Genomic DNA, 19204 nt, shown 5'->3' on the forward strand with positions numbered 1-19204 from the left:
GGCGGGGCTTCCTGGCGGGAGGCGGGACGGGCACGAAGGCGCTGGAGCTCCTGTCGCGCGGCGCGACCTGGAGTCCTGTCTTCGCCGTCAGCTCCCCGCGGAGGTTCCGGTCTGTGTCCGGGCCCTCCCCGAATGGGAGGAGGACACCGGGTCGTCGCCAGGTCTTCGGACTCACGAGGACGGGGTGCTTGCGAACACCGTCCCTGCTCACCGCTGCGGGGCAGTCCCGGACTCACACCGGGTTCCCTGGACGCCCTCACGCCCCATGGCGCGATGGCATCGATGACGGGGCGGGACTATGGCGCCCCCGGGTCAATGTCAATGCGGCGAGGGCTCCACCGCGGCACCAGGAGGGAGGCGGGCGTGTCATCCCGGCGCTCCCACCCGGGAAGCCTCCCCCACCCCGAATCCACGGGATGGGCACGCGGCGCCCGGGACCGTCCGGTGGAGAACGGTCCCGGGTCCCGCCGCGCGTCGCGGACTACGGCAGCTGCACGCCGTTCACCACGGCGACGGCGTCCAGGTCGAAGCCGCCGCTGATGCCCGCGTAGCCATTGGCGCCGGAGTCGCGGATGCGCACGAAGCGCGCGCGGGTGAGGCCGACGTCCGCCAGGTCGAAGCCATCTCCCCCCGCCACGGCCGGGTCGGTGGGCGAGATGCCATTGCCGGGGCTCGAGTACACGGGCTTCACGCCCGCGCAGCCCGGGAAGTCGTTCGCCACGTCGGAGGACGCGCACGGGAACTCGTGCCAGGTGACGCCGTCGTCGCTGACGGCCACGACGCCCGTCTCCGCGAACGGCTTGCCGCTGGGCTTGAGGAACGCGTTCTCGAACACGAGCAGGTCCACGCCCGGCCCATCCGTCACCGCGATGTCGGTGAACTCCAGGATGATGACGCCGTTGCGTCCGAGCGACAGCACGTCCAGCGAGCCCGAACCCGCGCCAGCGCCCTGCGGAGGCCCGAGCACGATGCCCGGCAGCTGGCTCTGACCGAAGCCCGCGCCGGCGCCGGGCGTGAAGGACACGATGCGGTCCGCGAACGGATCCCCGACCAGCGCCTGGTCCTGGAAGCGGTCCGGCGAGTCCTCACCACCGCACGCCACGGACAGGAGCGCGGCGAGCCCCATCGCGAACCGCTTCGAGAGAAGGGTCTTCATGGGTGTTCTCCGGATGAGGGTCATCACGGGGCCTGCTGGATGCGGACCAGCCGCGCGCCGTTCTTGTCATCCACGGCCACGAGCAGGTCCGCGCCAATGGAGGTGATGCCGGTCACGCTCGTGCACTGGTCCGCGTAGACGAGGACCGGCTGACGGGCACCGACGGTGACGGTCGCGCCGGCGTTGGTCACGGTGAAGGCGAAGCGCGAGATGTCCGTCCCGGCGAAGTTGTAGTTGGGCGGAACGTAGTCGCCGCGAAGCACCGCCACGCCCTCGCCCTGACCCGCGGCGGCGACGAAGTTGGAGCCCACGGCGAGCGCGGGCGCGTCCGCCACGGCGAACGGGGTGCCCGAGGAGAGCGCCTGGGCAATCGCCGCGGGGGCCACCGCGCGGCCCTCGTTGAGGTAGGTGGTGCCGGAGTAGTAGCCGAGCATCGCGACGCCGTTGGTGGACACGGCGGTGAAGCCGCTGCCATCCGTGTCGGGCGGGAGCGTTCCGACCTTCAGGGCGGTGAACGGCGAGGTATCCGTCTTCAGCGCGTAGATGCCCAGGCCGGCCGACACCGTGTCCAGGCCGCCGCCGTTGATGAGGAACGCGCCCGGCACGACACCCGCGGAGAAGTTGCTGGGCGCGGAGAAGTAGACGGAGGAGGCAGGCGTCACGGTGTCATAGACCCCCACGGAGCCCGGGAAGCCCGCGCCGGACTTCGTGTACCCCGTGAGGATGCGCTGGCCGTCCGACTCCACGAAGGAGCTGAGGAAGAGCGACGTGGAAGGGCCCCGGTCGGCGGGCGCGGCCACGTCGAAGAGCGGCGTCGCGCCCAGCGTCACCTGCGGCCACGTGCCCAGCGAGTACAGCGCATGCGGGCCGACATAGCCGACCGACACCACCGTGTAGAGCGAGTACGTGGGTCCGGGCGTGACGCCCACCGGGCCCGCGGAGGCAGGCAGCGGCGCGGCCTCACCGGCCACGAAGCCCGCCTGGAGCTGGAGCGTGCCCAGCTTCGGGTCGTAGGCCGCGCTCGCGCACGGGTCGGAGCCAGCGTCCGTGCCCGCGTCGGTGGTGCCGGCATCCGTGCCCGCGTCGATGGTGCCGGCGTCCGTGCCCGCGTCGATGGTGCCAGCGTCCGTGCCCGCGTCGATGGTGCCAGCGTCGGTGCCCGCGTCGATGGTGCCAGCGTCAGTGGTGCCCGCGTCGGTGGTGCCAGCGTCGGTCTCCGTCCCCGCGTCGGGCACGGGGTTGGACTTCAGCTCGCAGCGGTTCTCGACGCAGGCGTAGCGCTGTCCCTCGGGAGGGGTGCCCTTGTCGCGGCAGTCGAACTCATCGATGCACTCGTCTCCGCAGCCCGTGCCGGTCAGCGCCATGGCGAAGGTCGTCAGCACCAGCACGAGGCCCCGCCCTGAAATCATCCGCTCTGTCTTCATCCGCGACTGCTCCCTTGCATCGCCCCCACGGGCGAGGTGATTCCAAGGGGCGAGGGACGGAGAGCGGACCGCGAACGAAGGACACGTCAGGACACGACACGCCGCGCGAGCGGAAGACCTCCGTCACCTCCCCTCGGAGGCTCCGGTCTGGCCATGCCCGGGGGCATGGGTCGTGGCAGGTCTTCGGACTCGCAGGCGCGGGAGAGCCCTCATCGGGTCACCCACCTACTGGCCGTCGCTTCCCAGCCCACTCGGGGGCCAGTGCTTGCGAGGACGGCGTTCGTTCCTGCTCACCGCTGCGGGGCAGTCCCGGCTTCACACCGGGTTCCCTTTAAACTCCGCCTCTGCATGAGGAGGAGTACCGACGACGGTCGCTGAAGTATGGCGGAAGGCAAGGCTTGTCAATACGAGCGCCTGCAACGCTTCACGGCACCGCGACGATGTCGATGGCATTGGACACCGAGCGCCGCGGGTCCACCGGACACGCATCCAGCGCCGCGCCCTTCGCCTCGGGCGTGGAGTTGCCGCGCCGCTCGACGAACTGGCCGTCGCGCACCTCCACCACGAACACGCGGCCCGCGTTCACGTCCGTGACGTACACGGCATTGCCCACCACCGCGAGCCGGCCGCCCACCGCGAGGTTGCAACCCGTCTCCGGCCCTCCGGTGCAGCCCGGCGACAGCGCGTACGAGGCCACGGGCCGGTCGTCCTTCACCAGCACCAGGCCCGTGGCGCGCACGGACTTCGCGCGGTAGCCGCTCGCGGTATCGAACACCGCCTCTCCCAGGCAGCTCACCACCAGTTGGTCGCCCACCGCCTGCACGTCGCCCGCGTTGAGACAGTCCTTCGCGCCCAGGTCAATGGCATGCACCCCGCCGTCCGCGGGGTCGATGCGCGCGAGCATCCCGGGGCCGTTGGGCAGATAGTCATTCACGGGGTTCAGGTTGGTGAGCGCCACGTAGACGCCCGCGTCCACCGACACGGCGGCATAGGGGAGCGCCATCGTCGTCCCGCCATCGAACGACTTCAGGTCCAGCCCCGTGAGCGGAACGGTGTCCACGAGCCGGGGATGCTCCGGGTCGCTCACGCTGACGCGCGCCACGGCGTTGCCCTGCCGGAAGTCGGAGCCGGCCGTGCCGAAGAGTGGGATGTAGAACGTGTCGCCGCGCTTCGCGATGACCTGCGGGCTGGTGTTCGCGCCCAGGTTCACCTGCCCCACCGTGCGCAGCCCCAGGCCTCCGCCCTGCGACGGTCCTTCCCGCTTGAGCACCTGGAGCGTGTTGTTGACGGAGTCGAGGACATACACATACGGAGGGTCCACGAGGATGTCATTGGGTGACGCCGCCACCGCGCCCAGCGAATCCTCCTCCACCACCGTCCCCAGCGAGCCCGCCAGCGCCTGGGACAACACCGAGCGCGCCGCGTCCGCCGCCAGCACCACCCCGTCCCACGCCGCGAGCGACTGCACGCCGGAGCCGAACTGCCGCCGGGGCCCCATCCGGTCCGTCCCCGCCTGGATGCCGACCAACTGCCCGTTGGTGTAGCAGGCCGTCACCACGTCATACATGCACCGGCCCGCATGACAGGACTGCACGTCCGGACACGCCGCGCCGCACGCGCCGCAGTTCAGCGGGTCGCTCGCGAGCGCGACGCAACCGTCGCCGCAACGCTCGGTCCCGGGAGAGCACCCCTCGCGGCACGTGCCGGACTCACAGACCTGTCCGGAGGGGCACGCGGCGCCACACGCGCCGCAGTTCAGCGGATCACTCGCGAGTGCCACACACGCGGCGCCGCACGTCTCCGTGCCCGACTGGCATCCACACACGCCCGCCTGACACACCTCCCCTGTCCCGCAGGTGACGCCACACGCGCCGCAGTTCGCGGAGTCGCCCTGGAGGTCCGCGCACTCGGCGCCACAGACGCTCAGGCCGGACGTGCACAGCACCTTCTCCTCCGGACAGCCGGTGAGGACCAGGGCCAGCAACACGAGCGCGAGCCGCGCATCAAGGAGGGGACGCGACATGGGAGTCCTTGGGGGCAGAGGGTTCGAGCGCCACGGCGAACGTCACGTAGGCGGCCCGGCCCGGCAGCGGCATGCCGGTGTAATCCGCGGTCCGGGCATCGAGCAGGTTCTTCACGTCGAACGACACCGTGAGGTCCGGGCGGCGCAGGAAGGTGCTGGAGGCGCCCACGCTCACCCAGGTGCGTGCAGGCAGCGACAGCCGGGCCTCCCCCACGCGGTTGATCAACTGCGCGGACTGGACCAGCACCTCCGTGCGGCCGTTGAGCCAGTCCGGGCCCACGCGCAGCCGGCCCACCCACTTGTGGCGCGGGCGATACGGCAGCTCCTTGCCGAAATAGCGCGGGTCGCCGTAGCGGTTCTGTGTGCGGGTCCACGCGTAGCTCGTGGTGGCGACCAGCCACGTGCGCGGCCGGGCCTCCGCTTCCACCTCCGCGCCCCACACGCGCGCGGCGGCGAAGTTGTAGGGCTTCGCGAGCATCGGCGGATACAGCTCATAGGCGATGAGGTTTTCGTAGACCGCCGCGAAGCCTCCCGCGGTGACGCTCCAGGTGCCGTCGTGCCACAGGCCCGCGGCGTCGACGGACAGGGCGCGCTCGGGCTTCAGCTCCGGGTTGGGCAACAGCAGTCCCTGGCGGATGTAGAGCTCCAGGAACGAGGGCGCGCGGTGGGACTGGCCCGCGTTGGCGCGCACGCCGAAGCCGTGGCCCAGGTCCACGCTCGCGCCCAGCTTGGGAGACAGCAGCGAGTAGTGCCCCACGCGCTCCACGCGCAGCGACGGAACCAGCTTCATGCGTTCAGAGAACAGGGACAGCTCGTCCATGGCCATGACGCTCGCGCGCCACCACGACGCCGCCTGGGCACCCGTCGCCTGCGTGACGGCCTCCGACGAGGCGGCGAGCGTCACGGCGAGCGCGTTGCGCCCCACCACCGCGCGACCCTCCACCTCCGCGCCGCCCACGGTGTAGTGCTGCGCGCCGGCATCGAGCCCCATCGCGCCGCCGGTGACATCCAGCCAGTCGCGCCGGAAGAAGCCGCGAGCGCTGCCCTCCTCTGTGTCTCCGAAGGGGCGGCTCCAACGCGCGCCCAGCGACAGGCGCGTCTGGTCCTGGCGGCGGGACTCGGTCGGGTTCTGCACCGTGCCGGCGATCGCGCGGTCCTCCAGCGACAGCTCCGCCAGCGCGTCCACGCGTCCGCCGCTGTCCAGGCTCCGCTGGTACTTCAGCAGCGCGCCGCCGCCGCGGGCATCGTTGCGCGTGCGCACCTCCTGCGTGAGCGGGTTGTCATCCAGCGCGGGCAACTCGTCGACGCGGTAGCTGAAGTCCCCCTGCGAGCGGCCCCCGTGCAGCAGCACCAGCGCCTGCCCGTCGAGCAACGCGCCTGACGCGGCGACATGTCCCATCACGGTGTCGAAGCTGCCGTAGGTGACCTCGCCGCTGGACAGCAGCCGTGACGCGGGCGCGCGCGTGACGAGGTTGACCGCGCCGCCCAGGCCCCCCGCGCCATAGCGGGCCCCGGCCGCGCCGCGGAGGATCTCCATCCGCTCCAACAGCGCGACGGGGATGAGCGACAGGTCCGCGACGCCCCCCGCGCCGTTGAGCGGAATCCCATCCAGGAACACCAGCACGCCATTGGACGACGCGCCGCGCACGACCAGGCTCTTGCCCTGGCCGTAGCCCCCGGCGTCCTGCACGACGAGGCTCGCCGAGCCCCCCAGCAGCTCGGCGGTGTCGCGCGCCTCGCCCGCGCGCTCACGGGCGTCGATGACGGTGATGGCCCCCGTGGGGTCGCGCCGTCGCACGGAGTCGGGAGGCGCGTCGGGCACCACCCTCCCGATGACGTCCACCGTGGGGAGGATGAACTCGGGGAGGGGCGCCTCCGCCTCGGAAGCAGCGGACCCGGGGGGCGTGGCTTCGGACGCAGCGGGCTCCTGCCCGGCCTGAGCGGGTCCCTGGAAGCCGAGCCCCAGGACCCACGCGGCCCGGGCGAGAAGCGAGCGCCACATGCTCCGCCTTCCGCTCTCTTCCTCGAAGAGAGAAGGCCTCACGGCGGGTCCTCCTTGAGGACACGGCCGCACCCCCGGGCAGGTCTCCTGGCTCACGGACTCCAGACGTGGGCGCACACCGCGCCCTTCTGGAAGGAACCCTCCACCTTCCCTCCGCGTCCTGACGCGGAAGTGGTGACAGCCGAGGCTTCCAGCCCTGGACCTCAGGGCGACCCGTTCACAGTGGCGGGACCGCGCCGGACTCGCACCGGCTTCCCTCTTGAAAGCCCGGCATGGGCACCCAAGGGCCCGGCCCTTCTAGGAGGTCACCTGTAGCCCGTCAAGGCGCGGCCCGTGCGCGTCCCGACCCGCCACGTCTCTCACCTGACAAGACCCACGCTGGAGCATCCGCGCCCATCCCTCCGCGTGGACGCCTCGTGCACCGCCGCACGGTGCGAGGGCCACGTCCCCGAGCAAGGCGCCGCTGGCATGCGGACTGCTCATGCCCGGACGCGACCTCAGGCGGTCGAGCCAGCGAGGTGCCCGGGCCGTGGTGGCGCGGGAGTCTGAAGGGGGAAGCGTGTCGATGCTGATGGCGGGGAAGCGGTTGGCGGTGTTCTCCATCCGCGAGGGCAAGGGCGGGAGCATCTGGGTGCGCGCTGGCAGCGCGTTCGTCAACAAGGACGGTTCGCTCAACGTGCTGCTGGACGTGCTGCCGCTGGACGGGAAGCTGCACGTACGCGAGGCGGCGGAGAAGCGCGACACGGCGGCGGGCGGGCGCTTCGCGGGCGAGCCGGCGCTGGAGGCGGGCGTGGGGGGCCACTCGTGAAGTGGGCCTGGGCGTGGGTGTTGGGCTGCGTGCTGATGGGGTCGGGGCGCTCGGACGCCGCCAGCTCCCGCACGCAATACGTGGGGGTGGTGAACCTGAACGAAGCCTCGGCGGCGGAGCTGGACCTGCTGCCGGGCGTGGGTGAGAAGGCGGCGCAGCGCATCCTCGAGCACCGCAAGAAGCGGCCCTTCGGTCGCGTCGAGGAGCTGGTCCGGGTCAAGGGCTTCGGCAAGAAGAAGTTCCTCAAGCTGCGCGCGCACCTGGCGCTCAGCGGCCCCACGACGCTCAAGCAGGAGAAGGTCCCCGCCCCCCAGCCGCCGGGAAGGGAGGGAAACGTCACGAACCCATGACAAACACAACCATCGGTTGAGTCAGGCTCGTGAGGGCCGCTGCCTCCGGGCTCCGGCATGCCCGGGGTGGCGGCCCTCGTTCCCTCTGAAGCCTCTCCCCTGGACGCCCCGATGCGTCATGACGCCAGTCCCGGCTCCAGGCGGGCAGCCCCGTCCTGCGCCGTTCATCCCATCCTGATTTTGCTGGAACGGCCGGGCCGACGCGCTAGGACACACCAAACAGGTTGGACCACCGTAGAAAGACAGGGAGGCCGTAGGTGAGGGAGGATGCGCCCATGAAGGACACTCAAGCCCCGGAGTCGATGGCAGGCCCGGACGGCAGCAAGTCCCGGGGACCGCAACTGGGTGAAGTGCTGGAGTTCATGCGCCTGCTCTGGGCCGTGGACCACGGCCTGCAATCCACGTCGAAGCGGATGGAGTCCACGCTGGGGCTCACCGGCCCTCAGCGCCTGGTCATCCGTCTGGTCGGACGCTTCCCGGGTATCACCGCCGGCACGCTCGCGAACATCCTGCATGTGCACCCCAGCACGCTCACCGGCGTGCTCAAGCGCCTGGAGAAGCGCGGCCTGCTGGAGCGCAAGTCGGATCCGCTGGACGGCCGCAAGGCGCTCTTCGCGCTCACCGACGCCGGCCGCTCGCTGGACATCCCGTCCGAGGGCACCGTCGAGTCCGCCGTGCAGCGCGTGCTCGCTCGCATGCCCCGCGACCGCATCGTCTTCACCCAGGAGGTGCTCACCGCGCTCGCCGAGGAGCTGGGCGGGCTCTCCGCGCCCCACGAGGACACCCCCGCGGAGACGCCGTCCAAGCCCACCGCCGAAGGCTGAGCGTCCATCCCGCTCCCCTGCCCTCCGGTCGTTCCCACCGGGCGGGGGAGGTCCGGGGTCCTCCTTCCGCGTTGTCCCCCGAACCCTGCCGTCCGCACCCCTTCCTGCGGCGGACACAGGGCCGCCCCATCCGACGTCCTTCCCCCAGATGCCCGCGCGAAGACGGCGGGAGTGCGTCACTATTGGGAAATAGCCCGCCCTGCCCGGGGTTGGCCCGCGACCGACGAGCGGACGAGACAGCGTGAACCTCGAGACACCGCAGAGCCCAGGCCCCGAGCTGCCGCCCCCGCCGCCTCCTCCGGCCCCACCGCCCCAGGCCCGGCGCGAAGCGCGCTCGGGCGGCGTGGCGGACCTGCTCGCCCAGGTGCGCGCCCGTCAGCGCCGCCAGCTCTGGGCCCAGGGCATCCTCCTGGGCGCCGTCGCGGCGCTCGGGCTCCTCTTCGCCACGGGCCTCCTGGGCCGCGTCGCGCCGGGCCTCGCGGAGGTGCTGCTGTGGCTCGCCGTTCCGGTGGGCGCGGCGGTGGCGGGCTTCTTCGGCGTCGTGCTCGCGCGCCGTCAGGTGGGCGACGACCTGCTCACCGCCCGGCTCGTGGGCCAGCGCCGCCCGGAGCTGTCGCTGGACGTGCTCGCGGCGGTGGAGCTGTCACACGAGCGCCGCGAGGAGGCGGGCTGGTCCCCCCAGCTCGCGGACGCGTTCCTCGCGCAGATGGACGCGCGGGCCGGCACGGTGGACCCCGGCCTCGTGGTGGACACCCAGCCGCTGCGCCGCGTGGCCATGGCCTGCGCCGGCGCGGTGCTGGCGCTCGCGGTGCTGATGTTCTTCGTGGGCGGCCGCTGGGCCGCGGGCTGGAAGCACCTGCGGGAGCAGGCCGCGCGCCCGGAGACCGCCGCGCAGGTGGAGCCCATCACCGGCGACATCGAGCTGACGTACCGCTACCCCGCGTACACCGGCCTCGCGCCGCGCACCGTGCCGGGCACCAACGGAGAGGTGAGCGCGCCCGCCGGCACCGAGGTCGCGCTGAAGACGCGCTCGGACCGCGCCATCCAGCGCGCGGAGGTCGTCGTCAACGATCAGGTGCTGCCCCTCACCGTCGCGGGAGGCCGGGAGCTGACCGGCAGCTTCATCGCGAAGCAGGGCGGCCACTACCACTTCGTCTTCTATGGCGCGCGCGCGAAGCCCCTCGCGGTGGGCCCGGACATCCCGCTCACCGTGGAGGCGGACAAGTCGCCCCAGGTGACGCTGCTCACGCCCTCCACTGAAATCGAGGTCGACCCCGGTCAGACGGTGACGCTCAAGTACGAGGCCACCGACGACTACGGCCTGTCCGGCCTCGCGCTGGTGTTCCGCATGCCCGGCGCGAAGCAGGAGACGCGCGTGAACCTGCCGCGCGAGGACAGCCGCCGCAGCCGGGGCACGTACGCCTGGGACCTGGGCCCGCTCAAGCCCGCCCCCGGCGACCGCATCACCTACTACGTGGAGGCGAAGGACAACGACGCGGTGGAGGGCCCCAAGAAGGGCGTCAGCCGCACGCAGACCCTGCGCGTCTACAGCGCCGCCGAGCACCGCCGCGCCGCCCTGGAGAAGGCCGAGGCCCTCTGGGGCCGGCTCGTGGACCACCTGGCGGACCGTCTGGAGGGCCCCGACCGCGCGAAGCAGAAGGACGCGCAGGCGGTGGAGGCGGCGCGCACCGTGGACACCAGCGGTCAGGCGCTCGCGGACGACTTCCGCGCCCAGGGCCAGGAGCTGTCGCGCGAGAAGGACGTCCCCAAGGAGATCGTCTCCGCGCTCATCAACATCGGCGGAGAGTTGAAGCGCAGCGTGAGCACCACCTCCGACTTCCGCCGCCTGTTCCTGCGCACCCAGCGCGCGCGCGGCGAGGACTGGGGCACCGGCACCCGGCTCGGCGCCGTGGTGGAGGACGAAATCGAGGGCGTGGAGCGCGACATCCTCTACCTGGAGTCGCTGCTGGACCGGCAGAAGCTGGAGGCCCTCCAGGACCTGACGAAGCAGCTGGCCAACGAGCGCCGCGACCTGTCGCGCCTCATCGAACAGTACAAGGCCAACCCGGACGAGTCCGCGCGTGAGCAGGTGATGCAGCAGATCCAGCAGCTCAAGTCGCGCATCCAGGAGCTGATGCAGCGCATGGCCGAGCTGCGCAAGGGCATCCGCGACGAGCACCTCAACGCCGAGGCGCTGTCGGAGATGATGCAGCAGGAGGACATGCAGGGCGCCATGGATGAAGTGGAGCGCCTGATGCAGGAAGGCAAGGCGGACGAGGCCCTGGCGAAGCTCCAGGAGCTGGGCATGCAGATGGACGAGATGCTCGACTCCATGGACAAGTCCCAGGAGGACTTCGGCGCGGAGCAGTACCCGGAGCTGGCGGAGAAGTTCGGCAAGTTCATGGATGACCTCCAGGGCACCATGGACGAACAGCAGAAGGTCGCGGACCAGACGCGCGCCCTGCGCGACCAGGCCCGCGGCCAGAACCGCGAGCGGCTCAAGGAGAAGGGCCAGGCCCTCAAGGACGAGCTCGCCCGCAAGGTGAAGCAGGTGCAGGAGAGCTACCAGAAGCTGGACCCCTCCCGGCTCAACAGCCGCGCGGCCCGCCCGCTGGAAGAAGCCCAGTCCGAGCTGCGCAACGTGGAGAACGCGCTCAAGGTGGATGACTTCGACCTGGCCGCGGAGTCCGCCGCCCGCGCCGAGGACGCGGCCCGCCAGCTCTCCGGCATGGGCGAACAGCAGCGCCAGTTGGATGAGATGTTCGGCAACCCCCCGGAGGTGCGCCAGCAGTCCGCGCAGCTCGCGGAGCGCCTCAAGAAGGACGCGCGCGACGTGTCGGACGTGAGCCAGCAGCTGCAGGGCCTCTTCCCTCCCCCGGGCTCGCAGCTGTCGCAGCAGGAGAAGCAGCAGCTCCAGCAGCTGGGCCAGCGCCAGCAGCAGCTGGAGCAGCGCGCGCAGGGCCTGCGCCAGCAGATGGAGGACATGGAGCAGACGGCGCCGCTGTTCGGCGAGGAGGCCGGCCAGCAGATGGATGAGATTGGCCAGCGCATGGGAGAGGCGTCCCAGCGCATGCAGGGGCGCGACCCGGGCCGAGGCTACGGTGAGCAGCAGGCCGCGATGGAGGGCCTCAAGCGCTTCCAGCAGCAGATGCAGCAGAGCCAGCAGGGCCGCAAGGGAGGCCGCGGGCTGCCCATGCCCATGGGCTCCGGCCGCCGCCAGGAGGGCAACGGCCGCAACCCACAGGACAAGGTGGAGCTGCCGGACGAGGACGCCTTCCAGGCGCCGCGCGAGTTCCGCAAGGACCTGCTGGACGCGATGAAGCAGGGCGCGCCGGAGAAGTACCGCGAGCAGGTGAAGCGCTACTACGAGGAGCTGGTGAAGTGAGCCACCGCACGCACGCGGGAATCCGGAGCCTGGGCGCCCTCTGCGCCCTCCTCCTCGCCGTCCCCGCCGCCCTCGCGCAGCCGCCCGACCCGGCCCTCAAGGAAGAGGTGAAGACGCGGCTGGGCAAGGTGGAGCAGTCGCTGGACGACTGGGACGTGGGCACCGCGCGGCGCGAGCTGGCGGAGGTGGAGAAGCGCGTGCCCTCGGAGCTGGAGCCCCTCAAGTACTTCCAGGGTCGCGTGGCCTTCGAGGAGGGCCAGTACGACGACGCGGTGACGCTGCTGGAAGGGGCGAACATCGAGGACAAGCCAGGCAGCTACCTGCGGCTCGCGAAGGACACGCGCGCCATCGTCAAGGACCACCAGCGCGCGGAGAGCGAGCACTTCATCTTCATCTACCCGAAGGGCAAGGAAGAGGTGCTGGTGCCCTACGCGCTGGAGACGCTGGAGTCCATCCACCGCGCGCTCGCGGAGGACCTGGGCTGGACGCCGCCGGGCAAGGTGCGCGTGGAGGTGGTGAACAACGCGCGCGAGCTGTCCCGCGTCAGCACCCTGACGGAGAAGCAGATCCGCACCACGGGCACCATCGCCATCTGCAAGTTCAACAAGCTGATGGTGACGAGCCCCAAGGCCGTGGCGCAGGGCTACGACTGGCAGGACACGCTGGCGCACGAGTACGTGCACCTGGTGGTCAGCCAGATGTCCCACAACACCGTGCCCATCTGGCTGCACGAGGGCCTGGCCAAGTTCCTGGAGTCGCGCTGGCGCGGCCGGGGCGGCCTGGCGATGACGCCCTCCACGCAGGCGCTGCTGGGCAAGCGCGTGAAGGAGGACAAGCTCATCCCCTTCGAGAAGATGCACCCCTCCATCGCCATGCTGCCCACGGCGGAGGACGCGGCCACCGCGTTCGCGGAGGTGTTCTACGCCATCGACTACATCCACGGCACCAAGGGCACCGCGGGCCTGCGCACGGTGCTCCAGGAGCTGAAGGCGGGCCAGCCGGACAAGAAGGCGGTGGAGGCGGCGACGGGCATGCCCTTCCCCCTCTTCGAGAAGACCTGGCTCACCTACGTGAAGAAGCAGCCCTTCCCCCAGGAGCTGGTGCCGCGCGACGACCGCGTGGTGCTCAAGGAGGACGCCAAGGGGGCTCGGAAGGACAGCGAGAAGAAGGGGCGGGAAATCTCCTTCGGCGGCTTCTCCGAGGTCACGGAGGTGCCCGCTCGCAAGTTCGCGCATCTGGGGGAGCTCCTGCGCGAGCGCAGCCGCGTGAAGGCCGCCGCGGAGGAGTACTCGCGGGCGCACAAGCTGGTGGGCGACAAGTACGAATCCGTCTCCAACAAGTTCGCGCTCGCGCTGCTGGAGCTGCGCCGGCTGGAGGAGGCGGAGGCCGTGCTGCGCGGCTCGCTGCGCATGCACCCGGGCTCGCCCTCCACCAACGTGCACCTGGGCCGCATCCTGCTGTTCCGCAAGGACTACCCGAAGGCGAAGACGGCCTACCTGGAGGCGCTGGCCTCCGACCCGTTCGACCCGGAGATCCACGTGGCCCTCACGCGCATCCACGGCGCGCTGGGGGAGACGGCGCTCGCCACGCGCACGCGGGTGGCCGCCGCCAACCTCACCGGCCTCAAGCCCGACGACGTGGACCGCGCCGCCCAGGCCTTCCTGCGCGCGGAGGATGAGCTGTCGGAGACGAAGAACGTCCCCGCCGTCACGCCCGACGCGCCGAAGCCCGCGCCCGCGCCGAAGCCCGCGAAGTAGCCGCCCACCCACCGTGCCGCACTGAACGCCGTCCCCGGCCCCGGGGGCAGGGAGGATGTCCACTGCCCTACCCGGAGACGGGAGGAACGTGCATTGCCGCACGTCCGCCAGCCCAGCCCCTGGGTGCACTGTCCTGTCCTGCTCCAACGTGCGTCGCGCGGCCCCGGTCGTGCCGGGTCCTCCGACCTCGTCCGGCCTCGCTCCCGAGGCCCTGAAAGGAGCAGCACCCCATGAAGCGCACCCTGCACGGAGTCACCCTGGCCGCGGTCCTCTTCGCCGGCGGCATCTCGCTGGCCCAGAGCTCCGCGTCCCCCAGCACGAAGTCCGGCACCCAGGGCATGGCCGAGTTCAAGGGCTTCACGGCCCCCACGGACCCGAAGGCCTTCCTGGAGCGCCTGCATTACATCAACCAGTCGGAGATCAAGCAGGCGCAGCTTGCGCTCCAGAACTCACAGAATCCGGACGTGCAGAGCTACGCGAAGATGATGGTGGACGCGCATACGGCCGCCGACAAGAAGGTCACGGACTATGCGAAGTCGCAGAGCCTGAAGCTGGCGGACACGCCCAAGGCCACCAACGACACGGAGCGCAAGTCCATGGCCGCGGACAAGGCGGACATGGAGAAGCTCCAGGGGCTGAAGGGCCCGCCGTTCGACTCCAACTATGTCGCCGGCCAGGTCGCGGCCCATGACGAGGCCATCGGCATGGTGCTGGCCGCGCAGCACGGCATGGGCGCCACGGGCGAGCTGGCCACGATGCTCACCAACCTCAGCCAGGAGCTGCCCAAGCACCGCGACATGGCCTACCAGACGCTGGGCAAACTGAATGACGCGTTGGGTGTGGGTGGCGCCGGCCAGGGCGGTGGCATGGACCACGGCGGCATGAACCACGGCACCTCGCCGAGCGGTTCGACGAAGACGAAGTAGTGCAGCCTTGGTGAAGCGCGCGGGGTGCCTCTCGCGAAGCGCCTTCGCGGGGGGCACCGGGTGCGTGCTAAGTGCCGGGCCATGTCCCGACTGATTGCCCTGGCCTCCTGCGTCTCCGTCCTGCTGCTCACCGGCTGCTCCAACGACGCCGACTCCATCTGCGACCGCCGCAAGGAGTGCTTCGACTCCGACCTGGATACCGGCAAGTGCGCGGAGAAGATCGGCGCCTGGGAGGACGAGAAGGAGAGCGAGAAGGACAAGCGCCGCGCGCGCACCGCGGAGTGCTCGCAGTGCATCTCCGACCGCACCTGCGCGGAGGTCCTCTCCAACTGCATCGACGACTGCTTCGGCATCCCCTGAGGTCCGTCAGTCCCCCAGGGGACGCCGCGCGGGCGGGCTACCTGCCCGTCCAGCGGTCCAGCCAGCCCAGCACCTCGTCGTGCCACTGGATGCTGTTCTGCGGCTTGAGCACCCAGTGGTTCTCGTCCGGGAAGTAGACGAAGCGGGACGGGATGCCCTTGCGCTGGAGCACGGTGAAGGTGGACATGCCCTGCGTGTCCACCACGCGGTAGTCCTTGCCGCCGTGGATGACGAGCATGGGCGTCTTCCACTTCGCCACGTGGTCCACCGGGTTGTGCTTCGCGTAGCCCTGCGGGTTCTCCCACGGCAGGCCCTTGTGGTCGTACTCCGGGAACCACAGCTCCTCGGTGTCGAAGTAGGCCATGCGCTCATCCAGGTTGCCGTCGTGGTTCACGAGGCACTGGAAGCCGTCCGGCCAGTTGCCGGCGATCCAGTTGATCATGTACCCGCCGTAGCTGCCGCCCAGCGCGCACCGCTTCTCCTTGTGGATGAAGGGGTACTTCTGGAGCGCGGCGGCCAGACCCTTCTGCAGGTCCTCCAGCGGCTTGCCGCCCCAGTCTCCGCCGATGGAGTCGGTGAACGCCTGGCCATAGCCGGTGGAGCCGTGGAAGTCGATCATCACCGCCACGTAGCCGCGGCCCGCGTACACCTGCGGGTTCCACCGGTAATGGAAGTGGTTGCCGAAGCTGCCCTGCGGGCCGCCGTGGATGAGGAAGGCCAGCGGGTACTGGCGCTTCGGGTCGAAGTCCACCGGCTTCACGACGTAGCCGCGCACGGTCTCGTCGTTCCAGCCCTTGAACTCGAACTGTTCGAAGGCGCCGAACTTGAGGCCCGCGAGCGCGTCCTTGTTCACCTGCGTGAGCTGCCGGGCGCCGGTGCCGTCCGCCTTCACCGCGTACAGGTCCGACGGCGAGTCCAGGTCATCCAGCGCGTAGACGACCTGTCCGTCCGCCGCGGGCTGGGCGCCGTCCGCGTTGCCGCCCTGCGTGAGGCGGCGCACGTCGCCAGAGGCCACGTCCAGCGCGAACACGGGGTTCTGCCCCACGTCATTGGCGGTGGTGTAGAGCGTGGCGCCGTCGCGGCTCCACGCGAGCGAGCTGGCGGAGTGGTCCCAGCTCTCGGCGAGCACGCGCTCCTGGCCGCCCGGCCACGTGCGCAGGATGATGCGGTAGCGGTCGGACTCGTAGCCGGGGCGCGACATGGCCGCGTACGCGAGCGTCTTGCCGTCCGGGCTGAACACCGGGCTGGTGTCGGTGGCGCGGTTCTTCTCCGTGAGCTTGCGCGGCTTCGCCTTGCCGTCGATGGGCGCGAGGAAGAGGTCCAGGTCGGTGGACCACGCCTCGGCGCGGCCCACGTCGCGCGCGGCGAAGACGATGCCCTTGCCGTCCGGCGTGAAGGTGAACTCCTCCGCGCCGCCGAAGGGCTTGCTGGGCGCGTCCGCGTCCATGCCCTTCATCACGTCCACGGGCGTGCCCCCGGCCACGGGGACCACGAACAGGTGTGAGCGCGTGCCGTCCCGCCAGGTGTCCCAGTGGCGGAAGAAGAGCTGGTCGTAGACGCGGCCGGTGGTCTTCTTCTTCTGCGCCTCCGCGAAGCGCAGGGTGTTGCAGGAGAGGTTCGCGCAGTCGGGGAACACGTCCAGCGCCACCGCGAGCTGCTGGCCGTCGCGCGACAGCGCGAAGCTGTTCACGTCCAGCGGCAGCTGCGTGACGGGCAGCGGCTCACCGCCATCCACGGGCAGGCGCCACACCTGGGACGAACCGCCGCGCGAGGACAGGAAGAAGAGGCTCTTGCCGTCCGGGGCCCACACCGGGTCGCTGTCGTTGTCCGGATGGGCGGTGAGCTGCCGGCCGTTCGTGCCGTCCAGGTTGACGAGCCACAGGTCGGTGCGACCGCGGTTCATCTCCAGGTCGGTGGAGCGCAGGACATAGGCGACCTGGCGGCCGTCGGGTGACACGCGCGGGCTGCTGAGCCGGCGCAGCGTGACCAGGTCCTGCTGGGTGAACGGCCGGGGCGCGGGCGCCGGAGCGGCGCCGAGGGCCAGGGCCGCGAGGAGCGACAGGGGCACGGAAGATTCCTCCTGGGAGATGGAACCGGGACCGTGCCTCTGGCGGGAGGCTCTGTCCACCGCTGGGTGCGGGCCACGCTGGAAGGGGTGGAAGGCCCTGACGCGCGGTGCTAGAGATTCAAGCCATGAGCGCACCCATCGTCATCCACATCTGGTCCGACTTCGTTTGACCCTGGTGTTACGTCGGCCTCGGTGAGGTCGAGAAGCTGAAGAAGGAATACGACGTCCAGGTGGAGTGGCATCCCTACTTCCTGCGCCCGGAGACCCCTCCGGAAGGGCTGCCGCTGCCCGAGTACGTGCGCCAGGGAATGAAGGACCCGAACAACCCGCTGAAGCTGCGGGCCGCGAAGGCCGGGCTGAAGATGGTGCAACGGGACATCATCCCGTCGACGCGCCGTGCGCACGAGGCGGCGGAGTACGCGCGCTCACAAGGCCGGCTGGAGCCCTTCCAGGCCGCCATCCTGCGCCGGTACTGGAGCGAGGGTCAGGACCTCTGGCAGTGGGACACGCTCCGGGGCGCGGGTGAGGAGGCCGGGCTGGATCCGGACGCCTTGCAGCGCGCCGTGGAGGACGGCCGCTACCGACAGGTGGTGGAGCAGTCCGTGCGCGAGGCCCAGGAGATGGGCATCCGCGCGGTGCCCACGTTCATCCTGGGGGAGAAGGTGGCCATCCAGGGCGCGCACGAGTACCCGTCGTTCCAGCGGGCCATGCAGCAGCTGGGCGCGAAGCCGAAGGGCCAGGGCTGACGGGCGGCGCTACAGGCCCTTCACCAGGATGAGCAGCCGCGCGAAGGTCTCCGGACCTTCGCCGGCCAGCCCCTTCGCGAAGTCGAGGAACGGGGGCGCCTGTTCGACGTGCTTGGCGACGAGTTGGAAGGACTCGACCGCGGCGGCGTCCAGGGCCGCGGCCGGCGTCTCCGGAGCATCCAGCAGCGCCACCACGGCAGGGTGTCCCAGCAGGACCCAGCGCACCACGGAGGCGCGCAGGACGAGCAGGAACACGGCGTTCAGGAGGCTCGGGGCTTCGGTGAACGGGTGGCGCAGGACGTGGTTGAGCGCGTGGTGCAGGAAGTAGCGGTGCAAGCGCTCGCCGTGCAGGGACTCCAGCGCCGCGCGGCGGGCCGCGTGGAGGCGCCACGCATCGTCCGGTGAGGCGTCCGCGCCACCGTACGATGCGCGCACGTCGCGCACGAGCGAGAGGAACCGGGGGCTGCCGACGGCGGCCTCGCGCGAGCGGAGCACGGCGCCGCAGATGCCGGCCCAGGGACCTCCGGGCAGCTCCAGGGCGTCGAGTCGCGCATGCAGGGACGTGAACGTGTCCGTGGACTCGTACTCGCTCAGGATGCGCGCGAGCCGCGCCTCGGCGGACTCCTCGCGTGGGGCCGTCCGCACGTCGCTCGCGGAGGCTGCCTCTCCGGGCTCCGCTTCGCGCGCGCTCGCGGGTGACGCCTCGCCTGGATGCGCGGCGCCATCCCCCGTGAACGCTGGCGTCTCCGGGAAATAGAAGTCCCCCAGGTCCAGCGCCATGGAGCCCAGCGCGTACAGGCGCGTGGCGAAAGGCACCTCACCGCGCGTGAGCAGCCGCAGCATCGCTTCGCGCACCGCGTCCGCGTGGGCCGTCCAGGCGTCGTCACCGGAGGCGACCTGCCGCGCGACCTGCGGGCGCAGGGCCTGCGCCTCGGGCACGGGCTCGCGCACCAGCGCGTCCTCCGCCAGCAGGCACAGGCGGGCCGTCTCCGGACACGCGAGCGACCCCGCCATCTCCACCTGCGCGCCCCAGCGCGTCAGCACGCGCGGGAAGACGGAGCAGCCGTCCGGCAGCACGGCTTCGCCATGCTTCCGCTGGAGCGAACACAGCTTCGCTTCATCCAGGAAGGCGCAGTGCCCATCCGCGCGCTTGCCCAGGATGCCCGCCTGCTGGCCCGTGGCGCCGTCCGGATTGGGGGTGATCAACGCCGAGACCCGCGCCTCGTCCGGACCGCCCGCCACCTTCTGGCGCAGCAGGCTCCAGCGCGACTCGCTGATGGGCACCGTCAGCCCCGCGCAGCAGGTGTCCTCGCACGCCTCCGCGATGCAACGGAAGCGCGCCATGTAACGGGGGGCCGAAGCGGTCATGGGCCCG

General features: G+C 71.1%; 13 protein-coding genes, 1 pseudogene and 3 riboswitches. Of the genes and pseudogenes, 8 read left to right on the plus strand and 6 right to left on the minus strand.

Annotated features, from left to right (window positions below; translation table 11 throughout):
* Positions 1-139: 139 nt before the first annotated feature.
* A riboswitch (cobalamin riboswitch) is annotated at positions 140-299 on the minus strand.
* Between the two features lie 182 nt (positions 300-481).
* The 4 genes from GTY96_RS26535 to GTY96_RS26550 all read right to left on the minus strand — a co-directional run bounded on the left by GTY96_RS26535 (position 482) and on the right by GTY96_RS26550 (position 6605).
* On the minus strand, positions 482-1156 hold the full coding sequence (locus GTY96_RS26535; protein WP_143902626.1) for a cell surface protein: 675 nt from the start codon (positions 1154-1156) through the stop codon (positions 482-484).
* A gap of 23 nt (positions 1157-1179) precedes the next feature.
* Positions 1180-2580: a hypothetical protein gene (locus GTY96_RS26540; protein ID WP_161666190.1), complete on the minus strand. Its 1401-nt coding sequence runs from the start codon at positions 2578-2580 to the stop codon at positions 1180-1182.
* A 157-nt stretch (positions 2581-2737) separates the two neighbouring features.
* Positions 2738-2962, minus strand: a riboswitch (cobalamin riboswitch).
* 42 nt (positions 2963-3004) lie between these two features.
* On the minus strand, positions 3005-4603 hold the full coding sequence (locus GTY96_RS26545) for an MXAN_6577-like cysteine-rich protein (protein WP_161666191.1): 1599 nt from the start codon (positions 4601-4603) through the stop codon (positions 3005-3007).
* Positions 4584-6605: a TonB-dependent receptor plug domain-containing protein gene (locus tag GTY96_RS26550; RefSeq protein ID WP_201756402.1), complete on the minus strand. Its 2022-nt coding sequence runs from the start codon at positions 6603-6605 to the stop codon at positions 4584-4586. Before GTY96_RS26550 ends, GTY96_RS26545 begins: the two co-directional genes overlap by 20 nt.
* A 60-nt stretch (positions 6606-6665) precedes the next feature.
* Positions 6666-6904: riboswitch (cobalamin riboswitch) on the minus strand.
* A 266-nt stretch (positions 6905-7170) separates the two neighbouring features.
* On the opposite strand from GTY96_RS26550, the gene GTY96_RS26555 reads away from it, so the two are divergent.
* The 7 genes from GTY96_RS26555 (at position 7171) to GTY96_RS26585 (ending at position 15015) form a co-directional block, all read left to right on the plus strand.
* Positions 7171-7413, plus strand: a complete 243-nt coding sequence (locus tag GTY96_RS26555) for a hypothetical protein (RefSeq protein ID WP_161666267.1) — start codon at positions 7171-7173, stop codon at positions 7411-7413.
* Positions 7414-7448: 35 nt separating this feature from the next.
* Positions 7449-7763 carry a ComEA family DNA-binding protein gene (locus GTY96_RS26560; RefSeq protein WP_201756425.1) on the plus strand — a complete coding sequence of 105 codons (315 nt, stop codon included), beginning with the start codon at positions 7449-7451 and terminating at the stop codon, positions 7761-7763.
* 275 nt (positions 7764-8038) lie between these two features.
* Positions 8039-8587 carry a MarR family winged helix-turn-helix transcriptional regulator gene (locus GTY96_RS26565; RefSeq protein WP_143902633.1) on the plus strand — a complete coding sequence of 183 codons (549 nt, stop codon included), beginning with the start codon at positions 8039-8041 and terminating at the stop codon, positions 8585-8587.
* A gap of 241 nt (positions 8588-8828) precedes the next feature.
* The gene (locus tag GTY96_RS26570; RefSeq protein ID WP_143902635.1) at positions 8829-11972 is read left to right on the plus strand and encodes a DUF4175 family protein; all 3144 of its coding nucleotides are present in this window, start codon (positions 8829-8831) and stop codon (positions 11970-11972) included.
* Complete coding sequence (locus tag GTY96_RS26575) at positions 11969-13729, plus strand: peptidase MA family metallohydrolase (protein ID WP_161666192.1); 1761 nt, start codon at positions 11969-11971, stop codon at positions 13727-13729. Before GTY96_RS26570 ends, GTY96_RS26575 begins: the two co-directional genes overlap by 4 nt.
* 230 nt (positions 13730-13959) lie before the next feature.
* Positions 13960-14655: a DUF4142 domain-containing protein gene (locus GTY96_RS26580; RefSeq protein WP_143902639.1), complete on the plus strand. Its 696-nt coding sequence runs from the start codon at positions 13960-13962 to the stop codon at positions 14653-14655.
* 81 nt (positions 14656-14736) lie between these two features.
* Complete coding sequence (locus tag GTY96_RS26585; protein ID WP_143902641.1) at positions 14737-15015, plus strand: hypothetical protein; 279 nt, start codon at positions 14737-14739, stop codon at positions 15013-15015.
* Between the two features lie 37 nt (positions 15016-15052).
* Here the strand turns inward: GTY96_RS26585 and GTY96_RS26590 are convergent, their stop codons facing one another.
* Complete coding sequence (locus GTY96_RS26590) at positions 15053-17083, minus strand: prolyl oligopeptidase family serine peptidase (protein ID WP_161666193.1); 2031 nt, start codon at positions 17081-17083, stop codon at positions 15053-15055.
* A 182-nt stretch (positions 17084-17265) separates the two neighbouring features.
* On the opposite strand from GTY96_RS26590, the pseudogene GTY96_RS26595 reads away from it, so the two are divergent.
* A pseudogene (locus GTY96_RS26595) lies at positions 17266-17829 on the plus strand (DsbA family oxidoreductase); the annotation flags it as partial.
* A gap of 9 nt (positions 17830-17838) precedes the next feature.
* Here GTY96_RS26595 and fliB read toward each other — a convergent pair.
* The gene (gene fliB / locus GTY96_RS26600; RefSeq protein ID WP_143902647.1) at positions 17839-19197 is read right to left on the minus strand and encodes a flagellin lysine-N-methylase; all 1359 of its coding nucleotides are present in this window, start codon (positions 19195-19197) and stop codon (positions 17839-17841) included.
* Positions 19198-19204 lie beyond the last annotated feature (7 nt).

The organism is Corallococcus silvisoli (genome assembly GCF_009909145.1).
GTDB lineage: Bacteria > Myxococcota > Myxococcia > Myxococcales > Myxococcaceae > Corallococcus > Corallococcus silvisoli.

Coding starts and splice junctions, on each gene's coding strand:
- GTY96_RS26550 (WP_201756402.1), bottom strand. CDS start 6,605: ATGTGGCGCTCGCTTCTCGCCCGGGCCGCGTGGGTCCTGGGGCTCGGC.
- fliB (WP_143902647.1), bottom strand. CDS start 19,197: ATGACCGCTTCGGCCCCCCGTTACATGGCGCGCTTCCGTTGCATCGCG.
- GTY96_RS26555 (WP_161666267.1), top strand. CDS start 7,171: ATGCTGATGGCGGGGAAGCGGTTGGCGGTGTTCTCCATCCGCGAGGGC.
- GTY96_RS26545 (WP_161666191.1), bottom strand. CDS start 4,603: ATGTCGCGTCCCCTCCTTGATGCGCGGCTCGCGCTCGTGTTGCTGGCC.
- GTY96_RS26560 (WP_201756425.1), top strand. CDS start 7,449: ATGGGGTCGGGGCGCTCGGACGCCGCCAGCTCCCGCACGCAATACGTG.
- GTY96_RS26535 (WP_143902626.1), bottom strand. CDS start 1,156: ATGAAGACCCTTCTCTCGAAGCGGTTCGCGATGGGGCTCGCCGCGCTC.
- GTY96_RS26580 (WP_143902639.1), top strand. CDS start 13,960: ATGAAGCGCACCCTGCACGGAGTCACCCTGGCCGCGGTCCTCTTCGCC.
- GTY96_RS26565 (WP_143902633.1), top strand. CDS start 8,039: ATGAAGGACACTCAAGCCCCGGAGTCGATGGCAGGCCCGGACGGCAGC.
- GTY96_RS26540 (WP_161666190.1), bottom strand. CDS start 2,580: ATGAAGACAGAGCGGATGATTTCAGGGCGGGGCCTCGTGCTGGTGCTG.
- GTY96_RS26585 (WP_143902641.1), top strand. CDS start 14,737: ATGTCCCGACTGATTGCCCTGGCCTCCTGCGTCTCCGTCCTGCTGCTC.